Source organism: Actinomadura coerulea (assembly GCF_014208105.1).
GTDB classification, from domain to species: Bacteria; Actinomycetota; Actinomycetes; order Streptosporangiales; family Streptosporangiaceae; genus Spirillospora; species Spirillospora coerulea.
On sequence record NZ_JACHMQ010000001.1, the window covers coordinates 7,222,925 to 7,240,614 of the forward strand.

A 17,690-nucleotide genomic window follows, 5' to 3' on the forward strand; every position below is an offset into this window, starting at 1 on the left:
GGATGAGTGAGAACCGAATTGAACGCGAAACCCTGATCGCGGCATCCTTGGAGAGGGTCTGGTCATTGGTGGCCGACCCCGGCTTCTGGGTGGCCGACGTTCCGGGCCCGCCCGGCGGGGCGGCGGAGGGCGAGTCGATGGTGGTGAGGAACGCCGAGCACGGCGACTTCCCCGTGCGCGTGGAGAAGGTCGAGCCGCCGACCTACGTCGCCTACCGATGGGTCAGCGCCTTCCCCGGGGAGGAACTGCGCGACGACAACAGCACCCTCGTGGAGTTCACGCTGACCCCCGAGGGCGGCAAGACGCGGCTGCGCGTCGTCGAGAGCGGGTTCGCGGCGCTCGCCGGATCCGAGGACCTGCGCCGCAAGGCCGTGGAGGACAACACCGGCGGCTGGCCGCAGGTGCTGGACGCCTTCAAGACCCGCGTCGAATCCGCGTGACCGACAGTCCTGACGGCGGCGCCGCGCCGGTCGACGGCGTCCTCAACGCGCTGGCCGATCCGACGCGGCGCCGCCTGCTCGACCTGCTCGCCGAACACGGCGAGGCCACCGCCACGACCCTCGCCGAGCGGCTCCCGGTCTCCCGGCAGGCGGTGGTCAAGCACCTGGGCGTCCTGGACGCGGCCGAGCTGGTCTCCAGCAGCCGGGTCGGACGCGAGGTGCGGTACGCGGTACGGCCCGCCGCCCTGAACGCGACGGCGCGGTGGATGGCCTCGCTGGCGGCCGACTGGGACCGCCGCCTGGCGAACATCAAGCGCATCGCCGAAGCAGCGGAGCGCGACGCCCGCTAGAGCCCCCGGCCCGCCCCCCGCCCCCCGCCGATCCGGCGGCCGCTCACGGCCGCCTCACGCCGGACGACGCCCTGATCGTCCGGCCCCCTTGAACCCCTGCGGAAAGGGCGCTTCGCCATGCCCACGGAAACCACACCGCCCACGGAAACCACACCGCCCACGGCGGCGGCCCCGCCCACGGCGGCGAGCGGACCCCCGCGCATCGACCGCAGGCAGCGGCTGATCCTGCTCGTCCTGCTCGGTGCCGGGTTCACGCTGTCCGTCGACTTCTCCATCCTGAACGTCGCCCTCCCGATGGTCGGCGAGGGCGTCGGGCTCGGCGTGGACGGCCTGCCCTGGATCACCGCCGCGTACGCGCTGCCCGCCGCGGGCTTCACGCTGGTGTTCGGCCGGCTGGCGGATCTGCTCGGCCGCCGCAGGCTGTTCCTCGCCGGGATGGCGCTGCTGACCGCGGCCTCCCTGCTCGGCGGCTTCGCGGCCGGCCCCGGGACGCTCCTGACCGCCCGGGCCCTCCAGGGGGTCGCCACCGCCATGGCGACCCCAGCGGCGCTGTCCCTGATCACCAGCACGTTCGCGGAGGGCCCGCTGCGCGAGCGCGTCCTCGGCCTCAACGGCGCCCTGCTCTCCGCGGGCTTCACCGTCGGCGCCCTGGTCGGCGGCGCCCTCGTCAGCCTGCTGAGCTGGCGGGCGGCCTTCTTCATCAACGTCCCGGTCGCCGTGGCCGTGCTGGTGGCCGCCCCGGCCCTGATCGGGGAGAGCAGCCGCCCCGCCCGGCTCCGGCTGGACCTGCCCGGCGCGGTCACCGTGACCGGCGGCCTGCTGGCCGCGATCTACGCGGTCATCGAGCGGAACGCCGTCGCCGCCGTCGCCGGCGTGGTGCTGCTGGCCGCCTTCTGGGTGATCGAACTGCGCTCTCCCGCGCCGCTCGCCCCGGTGCGCATCCTCCGCCGCCCCACGGTGAAGTGGGGCAACCTCGCGGGCCTGCTGGTCTTCGCCATGGAGCCCGCCATGATCTTCCTGACGACGCTCTACCTGCAGAACGTCCTCGGCCTCTCGCCGCTGGCGACCGGACTGGTCTTCGGCGTCCCCGGCCTGGCGTCCGTCGGCGCCGGCGTGCTCGCCGGGCGGGCCATCGGGCGCTTCGGCGGCCGGACCGTCCTGACCTGCGGCCTGGCCGTGCAGGGCCTGGCGACCCTGCCCCTGGTGCTCCTCGGCACCGGCCGGACGGCGCTCCTGATCCTGGTCCCCGCGCTGTTCATCGGCTTCTTCGGGCACGTGACGGCCATCGTGGCGTACACCGTGACCGGCACCTCCGGGCTGCCGAACGAGGAGCAGGGCCTGGCGACCGGGCTGACGCTGATGACCCAGCAGGTGGCCATCACCGTCGGCATCCCGATCCTCGCCTCGGTCGCCGCGACGCGGAGCGCGGAACTGGCCGGCATCCGCCTCGCGCTGAGCGTGGACGTGGCCGTGACGCTCGCCGGCGCGGTCCTCGTCTGGTTCGGCCTGCGCCCCCGCCCCGCGGAGAGGGCCGGCGGGTAAAGGTGGCCTTTGCCCGCCCCGGGGAAGGGGGCGGATGTGGGGGAGTGGTTCACGCGCGAGATCGCGGACGCCGGGCGGCTCCGGCTGTTCTGCTTCCTCGTGGCGTTCGTCGCGGCGTTCCTGTTCATCCGGTTCAGCGTGCGGATGATCCGGCGGCAGGTGCGGTGGTGGCCCGGGAACGTGACGCCCGGCGGACGGCACATCCACCACGTCGTGTTCGGGCTCGTGCTCATGTGCGTCGGCGGCGTGGGCGGCCTGGCCATCACGGCGGACTCGTCCGGATGGGCGGCCGCCACCGCGGCGGTGTTCGGGGCGGGCACCGCGCTCGTCCTCGACGAGTTCGCCCTGGTCCTGCACCTCCAGGACGTCTACTGGAGCGAGCAGGGCCGGTTGTCGGTCGAGGTCGTCTTCATCACGATCGCGCTCTGCGGGCTGATGCTGCTGGGCCTGCGGCCGCTCGGCGTGGACGACGCCGCCGGGGACGGGGTGTGGGGCATCGCGGGCATCCTGCTGTTCAACCTGTGCGTCGCGATGATCGCCCTGCTCAAGGGCAAGGTCTGGACGGGCGTCATCGGCCTGTTCATCGGCCTCGTCGCGATCGTCGGGGCGATCCGGCTGGCGCGGCCGGACTCGCCGTGGGCCCGGCGCCGCTACGCGGAGGGGTCCCGCAAGGAGCGGCGGGCGCGGACCCGGGAGCGCAGGTACCGCCTCCCCGTCCAGCGCCTCGGGGACCGGCTGAGCGACCTGATCGCCGGACGCCCGTCCATCAAGTCGTAGCGGCGGCGGGCGCCGGGTTGCCGTTCCCGGGCGGTGGCGAACGGTAACCGGTGCGGGATAGTCCCGCAGAGCCACAAACCAGAACAGGGAGAAAGTGCGATGAGCCATTTGCAGGATGGGTTCACCGTCACCGGCCGGTCGCCGGTGCCCTTGATCGAGGCCTGGTTCCGGGCCGCGCTGAGGGTCGCCTTCGGCGGTAAGTACGCGGGTACCGACCCGCTCGTCCGGCGGTCGCGTCATGCGGATCTGCAGGCCAACGTCGCGTTGGCGTTGGCCAATAAACCGTTTCCCGCCCCGTACGTGGCGGGGGAGATCGTCAAGATGCTCCGTGTCGGGGATTTCGTTTCGGATGTCCGGATCAGTGCGCTCGGCCATATCAACCTGACGCTGAACACCGAGTGGGTCGCCAAGCGGCTCTCGCCGATATCGGCCTCCGAGCGCCTCGCGGTGCCCGTCGCCGCCACGCCTCAGCGGGTCCTGCTGGAGTACTCCTCACCCGACGTCGCGGAGGTGATGCATGCCGGTCACCTGCGGACGGAGATCGTGGGCGACGCCGTCGCCCGGATCCTGGAGTTCCTGGGCAATCAGGTGATCCGGGAGAGGCGCGCCGGCGACCGGGGCGCGTCCTCGCGCACCGCGGCCGGCGCGAGGCTCGACTGCTTCAACGCCGACCTCGCCGCGATCCGCCACCGGATCGAGGACCAGCGCGTCGACCGGCTGGTCTATCTGGCGGGCGGCGAGCAGAGGGAGTACCTCGAACTGCTGTTCGCCGTCGCCCGGATGACGGGCATGGAGCCCTCCGGGGCCGCGCTCGAACACGCCGAGATCGGTCTCGTGATCGACCCCAGGACCGGAAGCGAGCTGAAGAGCCGTTCCGGCGAGGCCTTCAGGGCGTCCGCCCTGCTGGCCGGGGTGCGTGAGCGGGCCGCCGAGGTGTTCGACGAGAGCGGGCGCGGCGCGCGGCTCGACGCCGAGGCCCGTGCCGCGATCATCGACGCCACGGCCGACGGTGCGGTGAGGTTCGCCGACCTGCTGGTGGCGCGGCACGACCGGTACTCGTTCGATGTCAACCGGATGATCGGGTTCACCGGCAGGACGACCGGCTTCGTGCAGTACTCCACCGCCCGGATGGCGGCCATCCTCCGCAAGGGTAAGCGGGCGCCGGAACCGGCCTCGGACCCGATCATGATCAAGACCGGGGAGGAGCGGGCCCTGGTGCTGCACCTGCTGGACTTCGGCCTCACGCTGGGGCAGGCGGGCGCGGCCTCGGAACCGCACCTGCTGGCGAGGTATCTCTATGACCTCGCCGTGCTGAGCATGGCCTTCTACTGGGCCTGCCCGGTGCTCAAGGCCCCCAATGAGGAGATCAAGGCATCCCGGCTGGCGCTGTGCGCGGTCACACTGCGCACGCTGGTCACCGGCCTGGACCTCCTCGGCGTCCCCGCACCCGACTGGATGTGAGCGACGCGTTCTGATCAAGACCGCGTCCGCCCGGCGCCCCGGCGCCGGGCGGACGCGACAACGGGGAAGCCCCGCCGGGCCTCCACGCGCAACAGGCGGGCCGCACCCCGCGCCGGTCGCTTCCGAGCGACCGGCGCCGGGCGTGCGGCCCGTTCTTCTTTCCGGGACGGGGGGGCGGCGGCCGCTCCGCGCGAACCTTGGGAACCAAGCGCTCGCTTGACTCCAGGTGCGCCGGACCGGCACGGTGATGCTTTCCGACAAGCGAGGAGCGCCATGGCGCCGCTGGACGGACTCCGCGTCCTCGATCTGACGATGTGGCGGCCCGGGCCGTACGCCACGCAGCTGCTCGCCCAGCTCGGCGCTGACGTGATCAAGGTGGAGCCGCCCGGCGGGGAGCCGATGCGGATGTTCCGCGACCATTTCGACGTCCTCAACCGGCACAAGCGCGGCATGGTGCTCGACCTCAAGTCCGAGGACGGGCTCGCCGCGCTCAGGGAGCTGGCCGGGGACGCCGAGGTCTTCGTCGAGGGGTTCAGGCCCGGTGTCGCCGAGCGGCTGGGCGTGGGCCACCGGACCCTCAGGTCGGCGAACCCGCGGCTCGTCTACTGCTCCATATCCGGGTACGGGGCGGAGGGGCCGCTCAGGGACGTTCCAGGACACGACATCAACTACCGCGCCCACGCGGCGGCGCTGCCGCCCGACGCGGTGTCGCCCGAGGCCGACGAGCTGCCCCTCGCGGACATGGCGGCCGCGACGACGGCCGCCTTCGCGATCACCGCCGCCTGCCTCAGGGCCCGCGAGACGGGGATCGGCGACCGCATCGACCTCGGCATGGCGGACGTCCTGGCGCACTGGGTCGGCACCGTCCCGGCGGCGACCCGGCGGTCGGGCGCGGGACCGGTGCCCGGCTACGGCGTCTACCCGACCCGGGACGGCCAGAAGATCACCCTCGGCGTCGTGTCCGAGGACGGGCTCTGGGCGGCGACCTGCCGCGCGCTCGGCATCGGCGAGCACGCCGCCGTCCCGTTCGCCGAGCGCCTCGGGCGGATCCGCGAGCTGGACGGCGCGGTCGCCGCCGCGGTGTCCGGCCTCACCGCGCGGGAGGCCGTCGAGCGCCTGACGCGGGCGGGCGCCCCGGTGGCGCCCCTGCTGTCACGCGCCGAGATGCTCGAACTCGATCACTTCAGGGCGCGCGGGGTCCAGGAGCAGGGGCCGGTGCGGACGGCGGTCCACCCGCCGCTTCCGCGGGGAGCGGTTCCGGAGCTGGACGAGCACCGGGGCCAGGGCTGGCGTCTCACGGAGTGATATACGGGTGGGATTGTCCGATCCCTTTGGCATAGTTGTGACGTGAACGCGCGTGCGATGAGTCCCGTCCTGATCGGCAGGTCGGCCGAGCTGCGGCAGTTGCGCGACGCCCTCGGCGCCGCGCCGGGCGCCGTGCTGCTCGGCGGCGACGCCGGGCTCGGCAAGACCCGCCTGATCAGGGAGTTCAGCCGGAACGCCGACGCCAGGACGCTGGTCGGCGGCTGCCTGGAGCTCGGTTCCGACGGCCTTCCCTTCGCGCCGTTCACCACCGTCCTGCGCGGGCTCGTCCGCGACATCGGCATCGAGGGCGTCGCCGGCCTCGTCCCGCGCGGCGACACCGGCGCCCTCGCCCGGCTGCTGCCCGAGTTCGGGGAGCCGGAGAGCGACGCCGCGTCCGGCGAGGAGCGCGCCCGGCTGTTCGAGGTCGTGCTGACGCTGCTGGAGCGGCTCGCCGAGCGCGGCCCGGTCGTGCTCGTCATCGAGGACGCCCACTGGGCGGACCGGTCCACCCGCGACCTGCTGGCCTTCCTGATCCGCAATCTCGGCTCGGCGCCGGTGCTGATCGTCATGACCTACCGGTCGGACGAGCTGCACCGCACCCATCCGCTGCGCCAGCTGCTCGCCGGCCTGGAGCGGCTCGAACGCGTCCGCCGGACGGAGATCGGCCGGCTGGCCCGCGCCGACGTCGCCGCGCTCGTCACCGAGCTGCTCGGCCACGTCCCGCCGCCCGGCCTCGTCGAGCGGATCGAGGCCCGCAGCGAGGGCAACCCCCTGTTCATCGAGGCGCTGCTCGACGACGACGGCACGCTGGCCTGCGAGCTGCCCGAGTCGCTGCGCGACCTGCTGCTGGCGGGCGTCCAGCGGCTCCCCGAGGAGACGCAGGACGTCCTGCGGGACGCCAGCGGCGGCAGTACCCGCATCGAGCACGCGCTGCTGGCCGCGGTGTCCGGGCTCGACGACGCCGCGCTGACCCGCGTCCTGCGGCCCGCCGTCGCCGCCAACGTCCTGGTCGTGGACGGCGACGGCTACGCGTTCCGCCACGCCCTGATCCGCGAGGCCGTCCACGACGACCTGCTGCCGGGCGAGTACACGCGCCTGCACACCCGCTACGCCGAGGCCCTGGAGAAGGAGCCCGGGCTCGTCCCGGCCGGGCGGCTCTGGGTCGAGCTGAGCTACCACTGGACGCAGGCCCACGACAGCACATGGGCCCTGGTGGCGTCCTGGCGCGCGGCGCGGGAGGCCCGCAAGGCGGTCGCCTACGCCGAGTGCCTGGCGATGCTCGAACGCGTGCTCCAGCTGTGGGACAAGGTCCCGGACGCGGCGGAGCGCATCGGCGCCGACCACGTCTCGGTCCTGGAGGACGCCGCGAACGCCGCCGACCTGGCCGGCGAGTTCGACCGCGGCATCAAGCTCACCACCGCCGCGCTGAAGGAGGTCGAGGCCGCCGCGGGCGAGCGCGACACCGCCCGCTGGGCCGCGCTGCTCGAACAGCGCGGCCGGATGCTCTACCACGTGGCGCGCCCCGGCTTCGTCGAGGACCTGCGCGCCGCGGTGGACGCGCTGCCCGCCGACCCGCCGACCATCCTGCGCGCCCGGGCCCTGTCCACGCTGGGCAACTACGTGCGCATCACCACCTCCATCGAGGAGGCCCGCGAGGCGGCGCTGGAGTCCCTGTCCATCGCGCGCGCCCTCGGCGACCCCGTCGCGGAGACCGAGGCGCTGATCACGCTGTTCTGCGCCGACATCGACTACGACGACGAGACGCGCATCGCCGAGGTCGGGGACAGCGCCGAGCGCAGCGGCAACCACCGGGTGCTGCTCCGCTACTACGTGATCAGGTCGCACTTCCTGGAGGGCACCGGGCGGCACGAGGAGGCCGCCGCCGTCGCCGGGCACGGCGCGGAACTGGCCCGCCAGTACGGCGTGGGCCGCACGCAGGGAACGTTCCTTTCCATCAACGAGGCCGAGCCGCTGGTCTCGCTCGGCCGGTGGGACGAGGCCCTGGCCGTGATGAACCACGCCATGGAGCAGGACCCCGCCATCACGACCCGCACCTCGCTGCTCGTCCTGCTGGGCTGGGTGGCGCTCGCGCGCGGCGACATCGCGACGGCCAAGGCGCAGCTGGCCAGGTCACGCGAGATCATGAAGCTCAAGCTGAAGTGGATGAAGACGCAGGACTACTTCAGCACCCTGTGGCTGGAGGCGAACATCGCCTTCGCCGAGGGCCGCCCCGAGGCCGCGCTGGCGGCGCTGGAGCCCGTCCTCCAACACACCGGCATGCCGGACGACGCCCGCTACGCGTGGCCCGCGCTGATCGTCGGCGCGGCGGCCTGCGGCGAGATCGGCGGACCCGCCGAGGACCGCCTGCGCCGCCTGGAGGAGCGCGCCGCCGCACTGACGACGACCGGTCCGCTCCAGCACGCGCACTGCCTCACGTTCGCCGCCGAACTGTCCCGGGCGCGCGGCATCCTCGACCGGGCCGCCTGGGAGGAGGCCGCGGCCGCGTGGGAGGCGCTCGGCAACCCCTACCACCGGGCGCGGGCCCTGGCCCGCGCGGCGGAGGCAGCGCTCGCGGCCGGCGACCACGAGGCCGCCGCGGCGGCGCTGCACACCGCCGCCGAGCTCACCGACCGGCTGGGCGCCCGGCCGCTCGCGGAGAGGGTCGCCGACCTGCTGCGCCGCACCCGGATGCCGCGCCGCGGCGACGCCTCCGCGCCGCTCGGGCTGACGCCCCGCGAGTTCGAGGTGCTGCGCCTGGTCGCCGAGGGCCGCAGCAACCGCGACATCGCCGAGGCGCTGTTCATCTCGGTGAAGACGGCCAGCGTCCACGTGTCGAACATCCTCGGCAAGCTGGAGGTGGCGAGCCGCGGCGAGGCCGCCGCGACCGCTCACCGGATGGCCCTGTTCGCCACCCCGAAGGTCGGCGCCTGAGCCGCCCGCCTGATTCACGGCGGGGAATCTCCCCTCCCGGATCCCCCACCGCGAACCGTCGGACCACACGGGAACTTTCGTGGCTGGCCTTTCGGGGACGCGGCCCGCGGAAGCAGGCGGTGCTTCTCCGCCCGGAGAGGCGGACCGGGTCCCGTTCCGGCCACTGCACAGTCTCGCGGTCCCGGGCCCGCACGGCGAGGCGGGACATACCGTTTCGGCGTCAAGAAAAAAGCGACGGGGACGGACCACCGGTGGTGATCCGTCCCCGTCCGCGGCGAGGAGCGCGGCGCTAGCGCGGGACGCGCGCGACGCAGAAGACCGTCTGGCCGAACGGCGGCTTGACGAAGCGCTCGATGGTGCGGGTGAGCGGCACGACCGTCCGGTCGTAGATCTTGACGAGCTTCGGGTCGGGGTAGCCGGCGCCGCCGCGGCGGACCGCGAACCACCAGGCGATCCCGCCCAGGAAGTTGATCGGCTTGAGCACCTCGGGGACGAGCCCGGCCTCCCGGACCGACGCCTCCAGCGTGGCCGGCGTGTACCGGGTGACGTGCCCGACCTTGCGGTCGAAGTCGCCGTAGAGCTGCATGTAGCCGGGCACCCAGATGACGATGCGGCCGCCGGGCTCGGTCACGGCGGCGAGGTCGCGCAGCGCCTGGACGTCGTCCTTGATGTGCTCCAGCACGTTCATCATGACGACGGTGTCGACCTTGCGCCGGATCTTGATGTCGGCGGGCAGGGCCAGGTCGATGACCTCGACGTCGTCGTTGCCCTCGTGGCGCTTGCGCAGCTCGGCGACGCAGTACGGGTCGTTGTCGCTGGCGACGAGGTAGTCGAGGCGCCCGGCGAACTGCTCGGAGAAGTGCCCGAGGCCGGACCCGACCTCCAGCATGGAGCGGCCGACGTGCGGGGCGACGGTCTCGAACTCGTACTTGCGGTAGTTGCGGGCCTCGTCCCCGCCCAGGTGGTTCTCCAGCGCGCCCTCGCCTGCGGCGGGCTGGACGACGTCCCCGTCAGGGGCGGGCCCGGCGGCCGGCCCCGCCTTCTTCGGGCCGCTGCCGAGGAGGCTGAGGAGGGTGCCTGCGATGGACTTCTTCTGACCAGATGACTGCATTACTTCCCGCTCGCTGGGTGCGTTGGCGTTCGGCTTCTCGTTCGCCGGACCGGTCGCCCGCCCCCTCGGGACGGTTCGATCTCTGGCGCGAAGGTCGGGACAGTCTACTCCCGCGCCGAAGCCGGGCGCCCCGAGGTGGCGGGGCGCCCTTCCCCGTCGCAGGTCCGCCGGGCGTGTCGTGCCCGGTCCCGCCAGGTCAGCCGATGGTCCGGTGCACGTCGTCCCGCTCGCTCGGGCCCGGCTCGGACGGCGCGATCCACGGCCCCGGGATGGACGGGTCCAGGACGCCCTCCTCCACCCAGGCGAAGTTCCCGGCGAGGACGGCCCGCGCCAGCCTCACGTCCATCGCGTCGGTGTTGCGCCACAGCCCGTCGAACAGCTCCTCGACGCGGACGCGCGCCTGCCGGCAGAAGGCGTCGGCGAGCAGGAGGGCGGACTTGCCGGGCGCCGTGGCAGGCCCGGTGCCGTTCGCGCCCATGCTGCCGAGCGGCCCCTCCGCGGAGGCGTCGGCGTGGGCGCGGACGCAGACCGCGCTCATCGCGAACAGCTCGGCGCCGATGTCGACCATGCGGCCGAGGAACCCCTGCCGGTACTCCAGGCCGCCCTGCCAGCGTCCCGCCGCGTAGAAGGTGGACCGGGCGAGCTTGCGGGACGCCCGCTCGACGTACCGCAGGTGCCGGGCCAGCGGACCGAACTCGGCGTAGGCGTTCGGGCGGTGCCCGGCGCCGGTGACGAGGGTCGGCAGCCAGCGCGCGTAGAACCCGCCCGCCTTCGCCGCGGCCCGCGCCTTCCGGCCGGTGGAGGCGTCCGGGTCGATGATGTCCCCGGCCACCGACAGGTGCGCGTCGACGGCCTCGCGGGCGATCAGCAGGTGCATGATCTCGCTGGAGCCCTCGAAGATCCGGTTGATGCGCAGGTCGCGCAGCAGCTGCTCGGCGGGCACGCCGCGCTCGCCGCGCGCCGCGAGCGACTCGGCCGTCTCGTAGCCGCGCCCCCCGCGCAGCTGCACCAGTTCGTCGGCGACGCGGCACGCCATCTCCGACGACCACAGCTTCGCCAGGGCGGCCTCGATCCGGATGTCACCCCGCTCGTCGTCGGCGAGCTGCCCGGACAGGTCGAGCATCGCCTCCATCGCGTACGCCGTCGCGGCGATGAATGCGATCTTGGTGGCGACGGCCTCGTGCTCGCCGACCGGCCGCCCCCACTGCACCCGCTCCCTCGACCACTGCCGTGCGACCCCGGCGGCCCACTTGCCGCCCGCCGCGCAGATGGCGGGCAGCGACAGCCGCCCGGTGTTGAGCGTGGTCAGCGCGATCTTCAGGCCCGCGCCCTCCGCGCCGATCAGGTTCGCCTTCGGGACCCGCACGCCGTGGAACCGCGTGACGCCGTTCTCGATGCCGCGCAGCCCCATGAACGCGTTGCGGTTCTCGACGGTGATGCCGGGCGTGGCCATGTCCACGATGAACGCGGAGATGCCGCCGCGGTGCCCGTCGGACTTCGGCACGCGCGCCATCACCACGACGAGGTCGGCGACGACGCCGTTGGTCGTCCACAGCTTGACGCCGTCGAGGACGTAGTCGTCGCCGTCGGGGACGGCGGTGGCGCGCAGCCGCGCCGGGTCGGAGCCGACGTCGGGCTCGGTGAGCAGGAACGCGCTGACCTCGCGGGCGCAGCGCGGCAGCCACGCGTCCTTCTGCTCGGGCGTCCCGAACATCTTGACCGGCTGCGGGACGCCGATCGACTGGTGCGCCGACAGCAGCGCGCCGAGCGCCGGGCTGACCGACCCCGCGACCATCAGCGCGCGGCCGTAGTAGAGCTGGCTGAGCCCGAGCCCCCCGTACTTCTCGGGGATCTTCATGCCGAGCGCGCCGAGGTCGCGCAGGCCCCGCACGACCTCGTCGGGGATGCGCGCCTCCCGTTCGATCCGCGCCGGGTCGACCTCGGCCGCGCAGAACGCGGAGAGCCGGGCGAGGAACGCCTCGCCCTTAGCCCGCTGCTCCGGCGACGGGCGGGGATGCGGATGGATCAGGTCGAGGCGCAGGTCGCCCAGGAACAGCTGCTTGCCGAAGCTCGGCAGCCGCCACTCGGCCTCCCGGGCCTCCTCGGCCACCTTGCGGGCCGTCCGCTCGTCGACGTGCTCGTGGGTTCGCTGGCTCATGTGATCGAAGTTTCCACTGGTCGGAAGCGGAAACCCCCGGCCGGGTTCCGGGCGGCGGGGCGCCCCTCGAATGCGCCGCCGGGTCAGTGCGCGGCCAGGCCGTCCACCTCGGCCGCGAAGAGCTGCGCCGGGTCGAACCCCATCCCGGCGAAATGGCCCGCGAGCTCCAGGGACAGGACGCCGTGGCAGCGGGTCCAGAAGGTGAGGGCGCGGCGCCGGCCACCGCCGGTGGCGGTGCTACCGGTGGCGGTGCTACCGGGCGGCGAGTTCGGTGGTGGAGCGCCCGCCGTTCCAGAGTTCGGCGACGTGATAGGCGAAACGGTCGTACAGCCCGTCTTCCTGCTGCCGCTTTATGTGGAACATCGGTGAGTCATGGCCCACGAGAAAGGCGAGGTGCGGTGTGACCAGCATTTCGTGACGAACGCGGTCCTGCACGCGGGCGAGGGAGAGATCCGCGTGCGGTTCACCCGGGAGGCGGACGGCGTCCTGCTGGAGGTGTGGGACGCCTGCGACCGGCGGCCGGTGCGCAGGCCGCCCCCGGCGGCGACGGCCGCCGGAGGCCCGCCGGAGGCCGCGGCCCCCGGCCCCGGTGACGACGACGGGATGGGCGGCCGCGGCCTGATGATCGTCGATGCGCTGGCGGCGCAGTGCGGCGTGGTTCCCACCGTTCCGCGCGGCAAATGGGTCTGGGCCCGGATCGCGGTGTGAGGGTTTCCGGACGGGCGTGCAACCTTTTGCGGGGGCCGGCGCATCAGGGGGGTGTGGAACAGTCGGGAAGCGCGCGGTCCTCGAGCCGTGACGAGGAGTTCACCGCCTACGTGACGGCGCGGATGGTGTGGTTACGCCGGGTCGCCTACCTGCTGTGCCAGGACTGGCACCGGGCGGACGACCTCGTCCAGTCCGCGATCACGCGCCTGTACCTGCACTGGCGGAAGGCGTCGGCGGCCGAGAACGTCGACGGGTACGCGCGGACGGTGCTGGTCAGGGTGTTCCTCGCCGAGCAGCGGGGCGGGTGGCGGCAGCGGGTCCGGGTCGTCGAGCGGATCCCGGACGAGGCCGCCGAGTCCGCCGACCACGCGGGCCGGATCGATCTGAGGGCGGCGCTGGCGGCGCTGCCGCCGAGGCAGCGGGCCGCCGTGGTGCTGCGGTTCTACTGCGACCTGTCCATCGAGCAGGCCGCCGACGTCCTCGGCTGCTCGGCGGGGACCGTCAAGAGCCAGACCGCGCGCGGCCTGGACGCGCTCCGGCGCGCGCTGGAGCCGGCACGGGATCTCGCGGAAGGGGAGAGGCTGGCATGAACGACCTCAAGGAGAGGCTGGAAAGCCTCGCGGACGCCCCCGCCCCCGCCCCGGCCGTGGACGTCGCGGCGGCGGTGGCGCGGGCACGGCGGATCCGGCGGAGGAGGCGGGCGGCCGCCCTGGCCGTCGCCGCCGGAGTCGTGGCGGGCGCCGCCGGGATCGCGGTGGTCCCCCCGTCCTCGGGCGACCGTCCGAGCGCGGTGGCGGGGCCGTCCAGGTTTCCGAGTCCGCTGGTCGAGAAGGCCGCCTTCGGCTGGCTGCCCCCCGGCTACGCGCGCACCCGGGTGGGCCAGGACGCCCAGCGGGGGACGGTGTTCACGGTGTCGGCCGGGCGCGCGCCGGGCAGCACGTCGATCGAGTTGACCGTGGGCCCTCCCGGGGTCGCACCGGGCGTGCCGCTGCTGCCGGGAGGCCGGAAGGGGCACCTGACCAGGGCCGATCCGGTCAACGGGCGGCCCGCCTACTGGTCGATCGCACCGGGCGGGCCGGGGTCCGACCAGGTGCCGGCGGAGTTCCGGTGGGAGTACCGGCCGAAGAGCTGGGCGATCCTCTCGGTCAACGACCGCGCGGTCGCCGACCCGGCGACCGTCCAGCGCGTCGCGGCGGGGGTGACGTTCGGGGGCGACCGCCCGGCGGCGTTCCCCGTGCGCGTCACCGGGCTCCCGGACGGGCTCAGGTCCACGAGAACCTCCGTCGCCGCGCCCGCGGAGGTGATGATCTCGCTCGCCGTCCCCGGGCGGGACGGTGAGCTGGTCATCTCGGTGAGCCCGTCCCGCCCGGACGGCGGCCGGTCCGGCCACCCCAACACGACGCTCGACGGGCACCCGGCGTTCGACACGCGGCTGCCCCACCCCGGGCCGAAGATCGGGCGGGTGCCCCCGTCGAGATCGCAGATCCTCACGGTCTACGGGGTGCGCGGGTTCGACGTCGACCTCATGGCGACCGGGGAGCCGCTGCGCCGCCTCCAGGCCGGCGGCGGGCTGACGGGCCTGTACCGCAGGACGACGCCGCTCGGCGCCGACCCCGCCCGGTGGACGACCGAACCACTGCGCTGAGCGCCCGTTTTGTGCCTGGGACGTAGTTCGGCGATGCTGGGGGAGTGTCAATGGAGACTCTGAACAGCGCCGCCGAGCTGCGCGCCTTCCTGCACGGCCTCCCCGGGGTGGACCAGGTGGGCGCCGAGGAGCGGGCGGCGCGGCTCGCCACCCGGTCGGTCAAGACGTCGGCGAAGGCCGCGGCGATCGACCTGGCGATCTCGATGGTGGACCTGACCACGCTGGAGGGCGCCGACACGGCGGGGAAGGTGCGGGCCCTGTGCGCCAAGGCCGCGCACCCCGACCCGGCGGACGCCTCGGTCCCGACGGTGGCGGCGGTCTGCGTCTACCCCGACATGGTCGAGACCGCGGTGCGGGCCCTGGCCGGGACGGGGATCGGCGTCGCGAGCGTGGCGACGGCCTTCCCGTCCGGGCGGGCGCCGATGGAGGCCAAGCTGGCCGACACCCGGGCGGCGGTGGCGGCGGGCGCGGCCGAGATCGACATGGTGATCGACCGGGGCGCGTTCCTGGCCGGCGACTACGCCAAGGTGCACGACGAGATCGTCGCGGTCAAGGGCGCCTGCGGGTCCGCGCACCTGAAGGTGATCCTGGAGACCGGCGAACTGGCCACCTACGACAACGTGCGGCGCGCCTCGTGGCTGGCGATGCGCGCCGGGGCCGACTTCATCAAGACCTCGACCGGCAAGGTGTCGCCCGCGGCGACGCTGCCGGTGACGCTGGTCATGCTGGAGGCCGTCCGCGACTACCGGGCCGCCACGGGGCGGCAGGTCGGGGTCAAGCCCGCGGGCGGCATCCGCACCACCAAGGACGCGATCAAGTACCTGGTGCTGGTGAACGAGACCGCGGGCCCCGACTGGCTGGCGCCCGAGTGGTTCCGGCTCGGGGCCTCCTCGGTGCTGAACGACCTGCTGATGCAGCGACGCAAGCTCGCCACCGGGGTGTACTCCGGTCCCGACTACTTCACGCAGGACTGATCATGGTTTTCGAGTACGCGCCGGCACCCGAGTCCCGGTCCGTCGTCGACATCCGCGGCTCCTACGGGCTGTTCGTCAACGGCGAGTTCACCGACGGGCACGGCGAGCCGTTCAAGTCCGTCAACCCGGCCGACGAGACCGTCCTGGCCGACATCGCCTGCGCGGACGAAGCGGACGTCGACCGCGCCGTCCGGGCCGCCCGCACCGCCCACGACAAGGTCTGGGGCCCGATGCCCGGGGCCGAGCGGGCCAAGTACCTGTACCGGATCGCGCGGATCGTCCAGGAGCGGTCGCGGGAGCTGGCCGTGCTGGAGTCGATCGACAACGGCAAGCCGATCCGCGAGTCGCGGGACGTGGACGTGCCGCTGGCGGCGGCGTGGTTCTTCTACTACGCCGGCTGGGCCGACAAGCTGCGCCACGCGGGGTTCGGACCGGACCCGAGGCCCGTCGGGGTGGCGGGGCAGGTCATCCCGTGGAACTTCCCGCTGCTGATGCTGGCCTGGAAGATCGCCCCCGCGCTGGCGTGCGGCAACACCGTCGTGCTCAAGCCGGCGGAGACGACGCCGCTGACGGCGCTGCTGTTCGCCGACATCTGCCGCCAGGCCGAGCTGCCGCCCGGCGTGGTCAACATCGTCACCGGCGCCGGCGAGACCGGCGCGGCCCTCGTCGCGCACCCGGGGATCGACAAGGTCGCCTTCACCGGCTCCACCGGCGTCGGCCGGCAGATCGCCCGCACCCTCGCCGGGACCGGCAGGAGGCTGACGCTGGAGCTCGGCGGCAAGGCCGCCAACATCGTCTACGAGGACGCCGCCCTCGACCAGGCCGTCGAGGGCGTCGTCAACGGGATCTTCTTCAACCAGGGCCACGTGTGCTGCGCCGGGTCGCGGCTGCTGGTCCAGGAGTCGGTCGCCGAGGAGGTCCTGGAGCGGCTGAAGGCGCGGATGGCGACGCTGCGGGTCGGCGACCCCCTCGACAAGAACACCGACATCGGGGCGATCAACTCCGCCGCGCAGCTGGCGCGGATCCGGGAGCTGTCGGACGCCGGCGAGGCCGAGGGCGCCGAGCGCTGGTCGCCGCCCTGCGAGCTGCCGTCCCAGGGGTTCTGGTTCGCGCCCACCCTGTTCACCGGGGTGGCGCAGTCGCACCGGATCGCCCGCGAGGAGATCTTCGGGCCCGTCCTGTCCGTGCTGACGTTCCGCACGCCGGAGGAGGCCGTCACCAAGGCCAACAACACCCCGTACGGGCTGTCGGCGGGCATCTGGACCGAGAAGGGGTCGCAGATCCTGTGGACGGCGCAGCGGCTCCGGGCCGGGGTGGTGTGGGCCAACACGTTCAACAAGTTCGACCCGGCCTCCCCGTTCGGCGGCTACAAGGAATCGGGGTTCGGCCGCGAGGGCGGACGCCACGGACTGGAGGCCTACCTCAATGCCTGACCGTCTCTCCGTGCGCAAGACCTACAAGCTCTACATCGGGGGCGCGTTCCCCCGGTCCGAATCCGGCAGGTCCTACCCCGTGACCGACTCCAAGGGCCGCTTCCTCGCCAACGCCTCCCAGGCGTCCCGCAAGGACGCCCGCGACGCCGTGGTCGCCGCCCGCAAGGCCTTCCCCGGCTGGTCCGGACGCACCGCCTACAACCGCGGCCAGATCCTGTACCGGATCGCCGAGATGCTCGAAGGCCGCCGCGACCAGTTCGTGGACGAGCTGCGCCAGGCCGGCGCGTCCAAGGGCGCCGCCGGAACGGAGGTGGACGCCGCCGTCGACCGCTGGGTCTGGTACGCGGGCTGGGCCGACAAGCTGGGCGCCGTCGCCGGGGCCGCCAACCCCGTGTCCGGGCCGTTCTTCAACTTCTCCACGCCCGAGCCCACCGGGGTCGTCGCCGTCGTCGCGCCCGACTCGCCGCTGCTCGGCCTGGTGTCCGTCCTGGCCCCGGTCATCGTGTCCGGCAACACCGCCGTGGTGGTCGCCTCCGAACCGGCGCCGCTGCCCTCCGTCACCCTGGCCGAGGTGCTGGCGACCTCCGACCTGCCGGGCGGTGTCGTGAACCTCCTCACCGGCCGCCGCACCGAGATCGCGCCCTGGCTGGCCGCCCACATGGACGTCAACGCCGTCGACCTCGCGGGCGCGCTCCCCGAGCACGTCCGGGAACTGGAGGACGAGGCGGCCGGGAACCTCAAGCGCGTGCTGCGCCCGACGGGCGACGACTGGGCCGGTGAGCCGGGAACGGCACGTATGACCGCGTTTCTGGAGACCAAGACCGTCTGGCATCCGGTGGGCGTCTAAGCGGAAAT

15 protein-coding genes and 1 pseudogene are annotated in these 17,690 nt (G+C 73.6%); 13 read left to right on the forward strand and 3 right to left on the reverse strand.

Going from position 1 to position 17,690, the window contains the following annotated elements; genetic code table 11:
• The first annotated feature begins 2 nt into the window (after positions 1–2).
• The 7 genes from BKA00_RS33580 (at position 3) to BKA00_RS40155 (ending at position 8,806) form a co-directional block, all read left to right on the forward strand.
• On the forward strand, positions 3–440 hold the full coding sequence (locus BKA00_RS33580) for an SRPBCC domain-containing protein (RefSeq protein ID WP_185031918.1): 438 nt from the start codon (positions 3–5) through the stop codon (positions 438–440).
• Positions 437–790: an ArsR/SmtB family transcription factor gene (locus BKA00_RS33585; protein ID WP_185031921.1), complete on the forward strand. Its 354-nt coding sequence runs from the start codon at positions 437–439 to the stop codon at positions 788–790. The genes BKA00_RS33580 and BKA00_RS33585 overlap by 4 nt, the downstream gene beginning before the upstream one ends.
• Before the next feature lie 117 nt (positions 791–907).
• Positions 908–2,332: an MFS transporter gene (locus tag BKA00_RS33590; RefSeq protein ID WP_185031923.1), complete on the forward strand. Its 1,425-nt coding sequence runs from the start codon at positions 908–910 to the stop codon at positions 2,330–2,332.
• A gap of 36 nt (positions 2,333–2,368) precedes the next feature.
• The gene (locus BKA00_RS33595; RefSeq protein ID WP_185031925.1) at positions 2,369–3,109 is read left to right on the forward strand and encodes a hypothetical protein; all 741 of its coding nucleotides are present in this window, start codon (positions 2,369–2,371) and stop codon (positions 3,107–3,109) included.
• A gap of 99 nt (positions 3,110–3,208) precedes the next feature.
• Positions 3,209–4,570, forward strand: a complete 1,362-nt coding sequence (argS, locus tag BKA00_RS33600; protein WP_185031926.1) for an arginine--tRNA ligase domain-containing protein — start codon at positions 3,209–3,211, stop codon at positions 4,568–4,570.
• 273 nt (positions 4,571–4,843) lie between these two features.
• Positions 4,844–5,875, forward strand: a complete 1,032-nt coding sequence (locus BKA00_RS33605) for a CaiB/BaiF CoA transferase family protein (protein WP_185031928.1) — start codon at positions 4,844–4,846, stop codon at positions 5,873–5,875.
• Between the two features lie 42 nt (positions 5,876–5,917).
• Entirely contained in the window at positions 5,918–8,806 is a 2,889-nt protein-coding gene (locus BKA00_RS40155; RefSeq protein WP_276530154.1) for an AAA family ATPase, read from the forward strand.
• 289 nt (positions 8,807–9,095) lie between these two features.
• On the opposite strand, the gene BKA00_RS33615 is transcribed toward BKA00_RS40155, so the two are convergent.
• The 3 genes and pseudogenes from BKA00_RS33615 to BKA00_RS40725 form a co-directional block, all read right to left on the reverse strand.
• Positions 9,096–9,917 (reverse strand): class I SAM-dependent methyltransferase, encoded by an 822-nt coding sequence (locus tag BKA00_RS33615; protein ID WP_185031930.1) that lies wholly within the window; start codon positions 9,915–9,917, stop codon positions 9,096–9,098.
• A gap of 196 nt (positions 9,918–10,113) precedes the next feature.
• Positions 10,114–12,075 carry an acyl-CoA dehydrogenase family protein gene (locus BKA00_RS33620; RefSeq protein ID WP_185031932.1) on the reverse strand — a complete coding sequence of 654 codons (1,962 nt, stop codon included), beginning with the start codon at positions 12,073–12,075 and terminating at the stop codon, positions 10,114–10,116.
• An 83-nt stretch (positions 12,076–12,158) separates the two neighbouring features.
• A pseudogene (locus tag BKA00_RS40725) lies at positions 12,159–12,281 on the reverse strand (TetR-like C-terminal domain-containing protein); the annotation flags it as partial.
• Between the two features lie 166 nt (positions 12,282–12,447).
• On the opposite strand from BKA00_RS40725, the gene BKA00_RS33630 reads away from it, so the two are divergent.
• Genes BKA00_RS33630 through BKA00_RS33655 form a run of 6 tightly spaced genes read left to right on the forward strand, consistent with a single transcriptional unit; the run spans position 12,448 to position 17,682 of the window.
• Entirely contained in the window at positions 12,448–12,783 is a 336-nt protein-coding gene (locus tag BKA00_RS33630; protein WP_185031933.1) for an ATP-binding protein, read from the forward strand.
• A gap of 53 nt (positions 12,784–12,836) precedes the next feature.
• Positions 12,837–13,373 (forward strand): SigE family RNA polymerase sigma factor, encoded by a 537-nt coding sequence (locus BKA00_RS33635; protein ID WP_230298874.1) that lies wholly within the window; start codon positions 12,837–12,839, stop codon positions 13,371–13,373.
• Positions 13,370–14,428, forward strand: coding sequence for a hypothetical protein (locus tag BKA00_RS33640; protein ID WP_185031937.1), 1,059 nt, complete (start codon positions 13,370–13,372; stop codon positions 14,426–14,428). Before BKA00_RS33635 ends, BKA00_RS33640 begins: the two co-directional genes overlap by 4 nt.
• 50 nt (positions 14,429–14,478) lie before the next feature.
• Positions 14,479–15,402, forward strand: coding sequence for a deoxyribose-phosphate aldolase (gene deoC, locus BKA00_RS33645; protein WP_185031939.1), 924 nt, complete (start codon positions 14,479–14,481; stop codon positions 15,400–15,402).
• A 2-nt stretch (positions 15,403–15,404) separates the two neighbouring features.
• Positions 15,405–16,835, forward strand: coding sequence for an aldehyde dehydrogenase family protein (locus BKA00_RS33650; protein ID WP_185031941.1), 1,431 nt, complete (start codon positions 15,405–15,407; stop codon positions 16,833–16,835).
• A complete protein-coding gene (locus BKA00_RS33655; protein ID WP_185031943.1) occupies positions 16,828–17,682 on the forward strand; it encodes an aldehyde dehydrogenase family protein in 855 nt (284 codons plus the stop codon). Before BKA00_RS33650 ends, BKA00_RS33655 begins: the two co-directional genes overlap by 8 nt.
• The last annotated feature ends 8 nt before the right edge of the window (positions 17,683–17,690 follow it).

Bases quoted from the DNA above. Each gene is read 5' to 3' on its own strand.
- BKA00_RS33580 (WP_185031918.1), top strand. From the start codon at position 3: ATGAGTGAGAACCGAATTGAACGCGAAACCCTGATCGCGGCATCCTTG.
- BKA00_RS33590 (WP_185031923.1), top strand. From the start codon at position 908: ATGCCCACGGAAACCACACCGCCCACGGAAACCACACCGCCCACGGCG.
- argS (WP_185031926.1), top strand. From the start codon at position 3,209: ATGAGCCATTTGCAGGATGGGTTCACCGTCACCGGCCGGTCGCCGGTG.
- BKA00_RS33605 (WP_185031928.1), top strand. From the start codon at position 4,844: ATGGCGCCGCTGGACGGACTCCGCGTCCTCGATCTGACGATGTGGCGG.
- BKA00_RS33615 (WP_185031930.1), bottom strand. From the start codon at position 9,917: ATGCAGTCATCTGGTCAGAAGAAGTCCATCGCAGGCACCCTCCTCAGC.
- BKA00_RS33620 (WP_185031932.1), bottom strand. From the start codon at position 12,075: ATGAGCCAGCGAACCCACGAGCACGTCGACGAGCGGACGGCCCGCAAG.
- BKA00_RS33630 (WP_185031933.1), top strand. From the start codon at position 12,448: ATGGCCCACGAGAAAGGCGAGGTGCGGTGTGACCAGCATTTCGTGACG.
- BKA00_RS33640 (WP_185031937.1), top strand. From the start codon at position 13,370: ATGAACGACCTCAAGGAGAGGCTGGAAAGCCTCGCGGACGCCCCCGCC.
- deoC (WP_185031939.1), top strand. From the start codon at position 14,479: ATGGAGACTCTGAACAGCGCCGCCGAGCTGCGCGCCTTCCTGCACGGC.
- BKA00_RS33650 (WP_185031941.1), top strand. From the start codon at position 15,405: ATGGTTTTCGAGTACGCGCCGGCACCCGAGTCCCGGTCCGTCGTCGAC.
- BKA00_RS33655 (WP_185031943.1), top strand. From the start codon at position 16,828: ATGCCTGACCGTCTCTCCGTGCGCAAGACCTACAAGCTCTACATCGGG.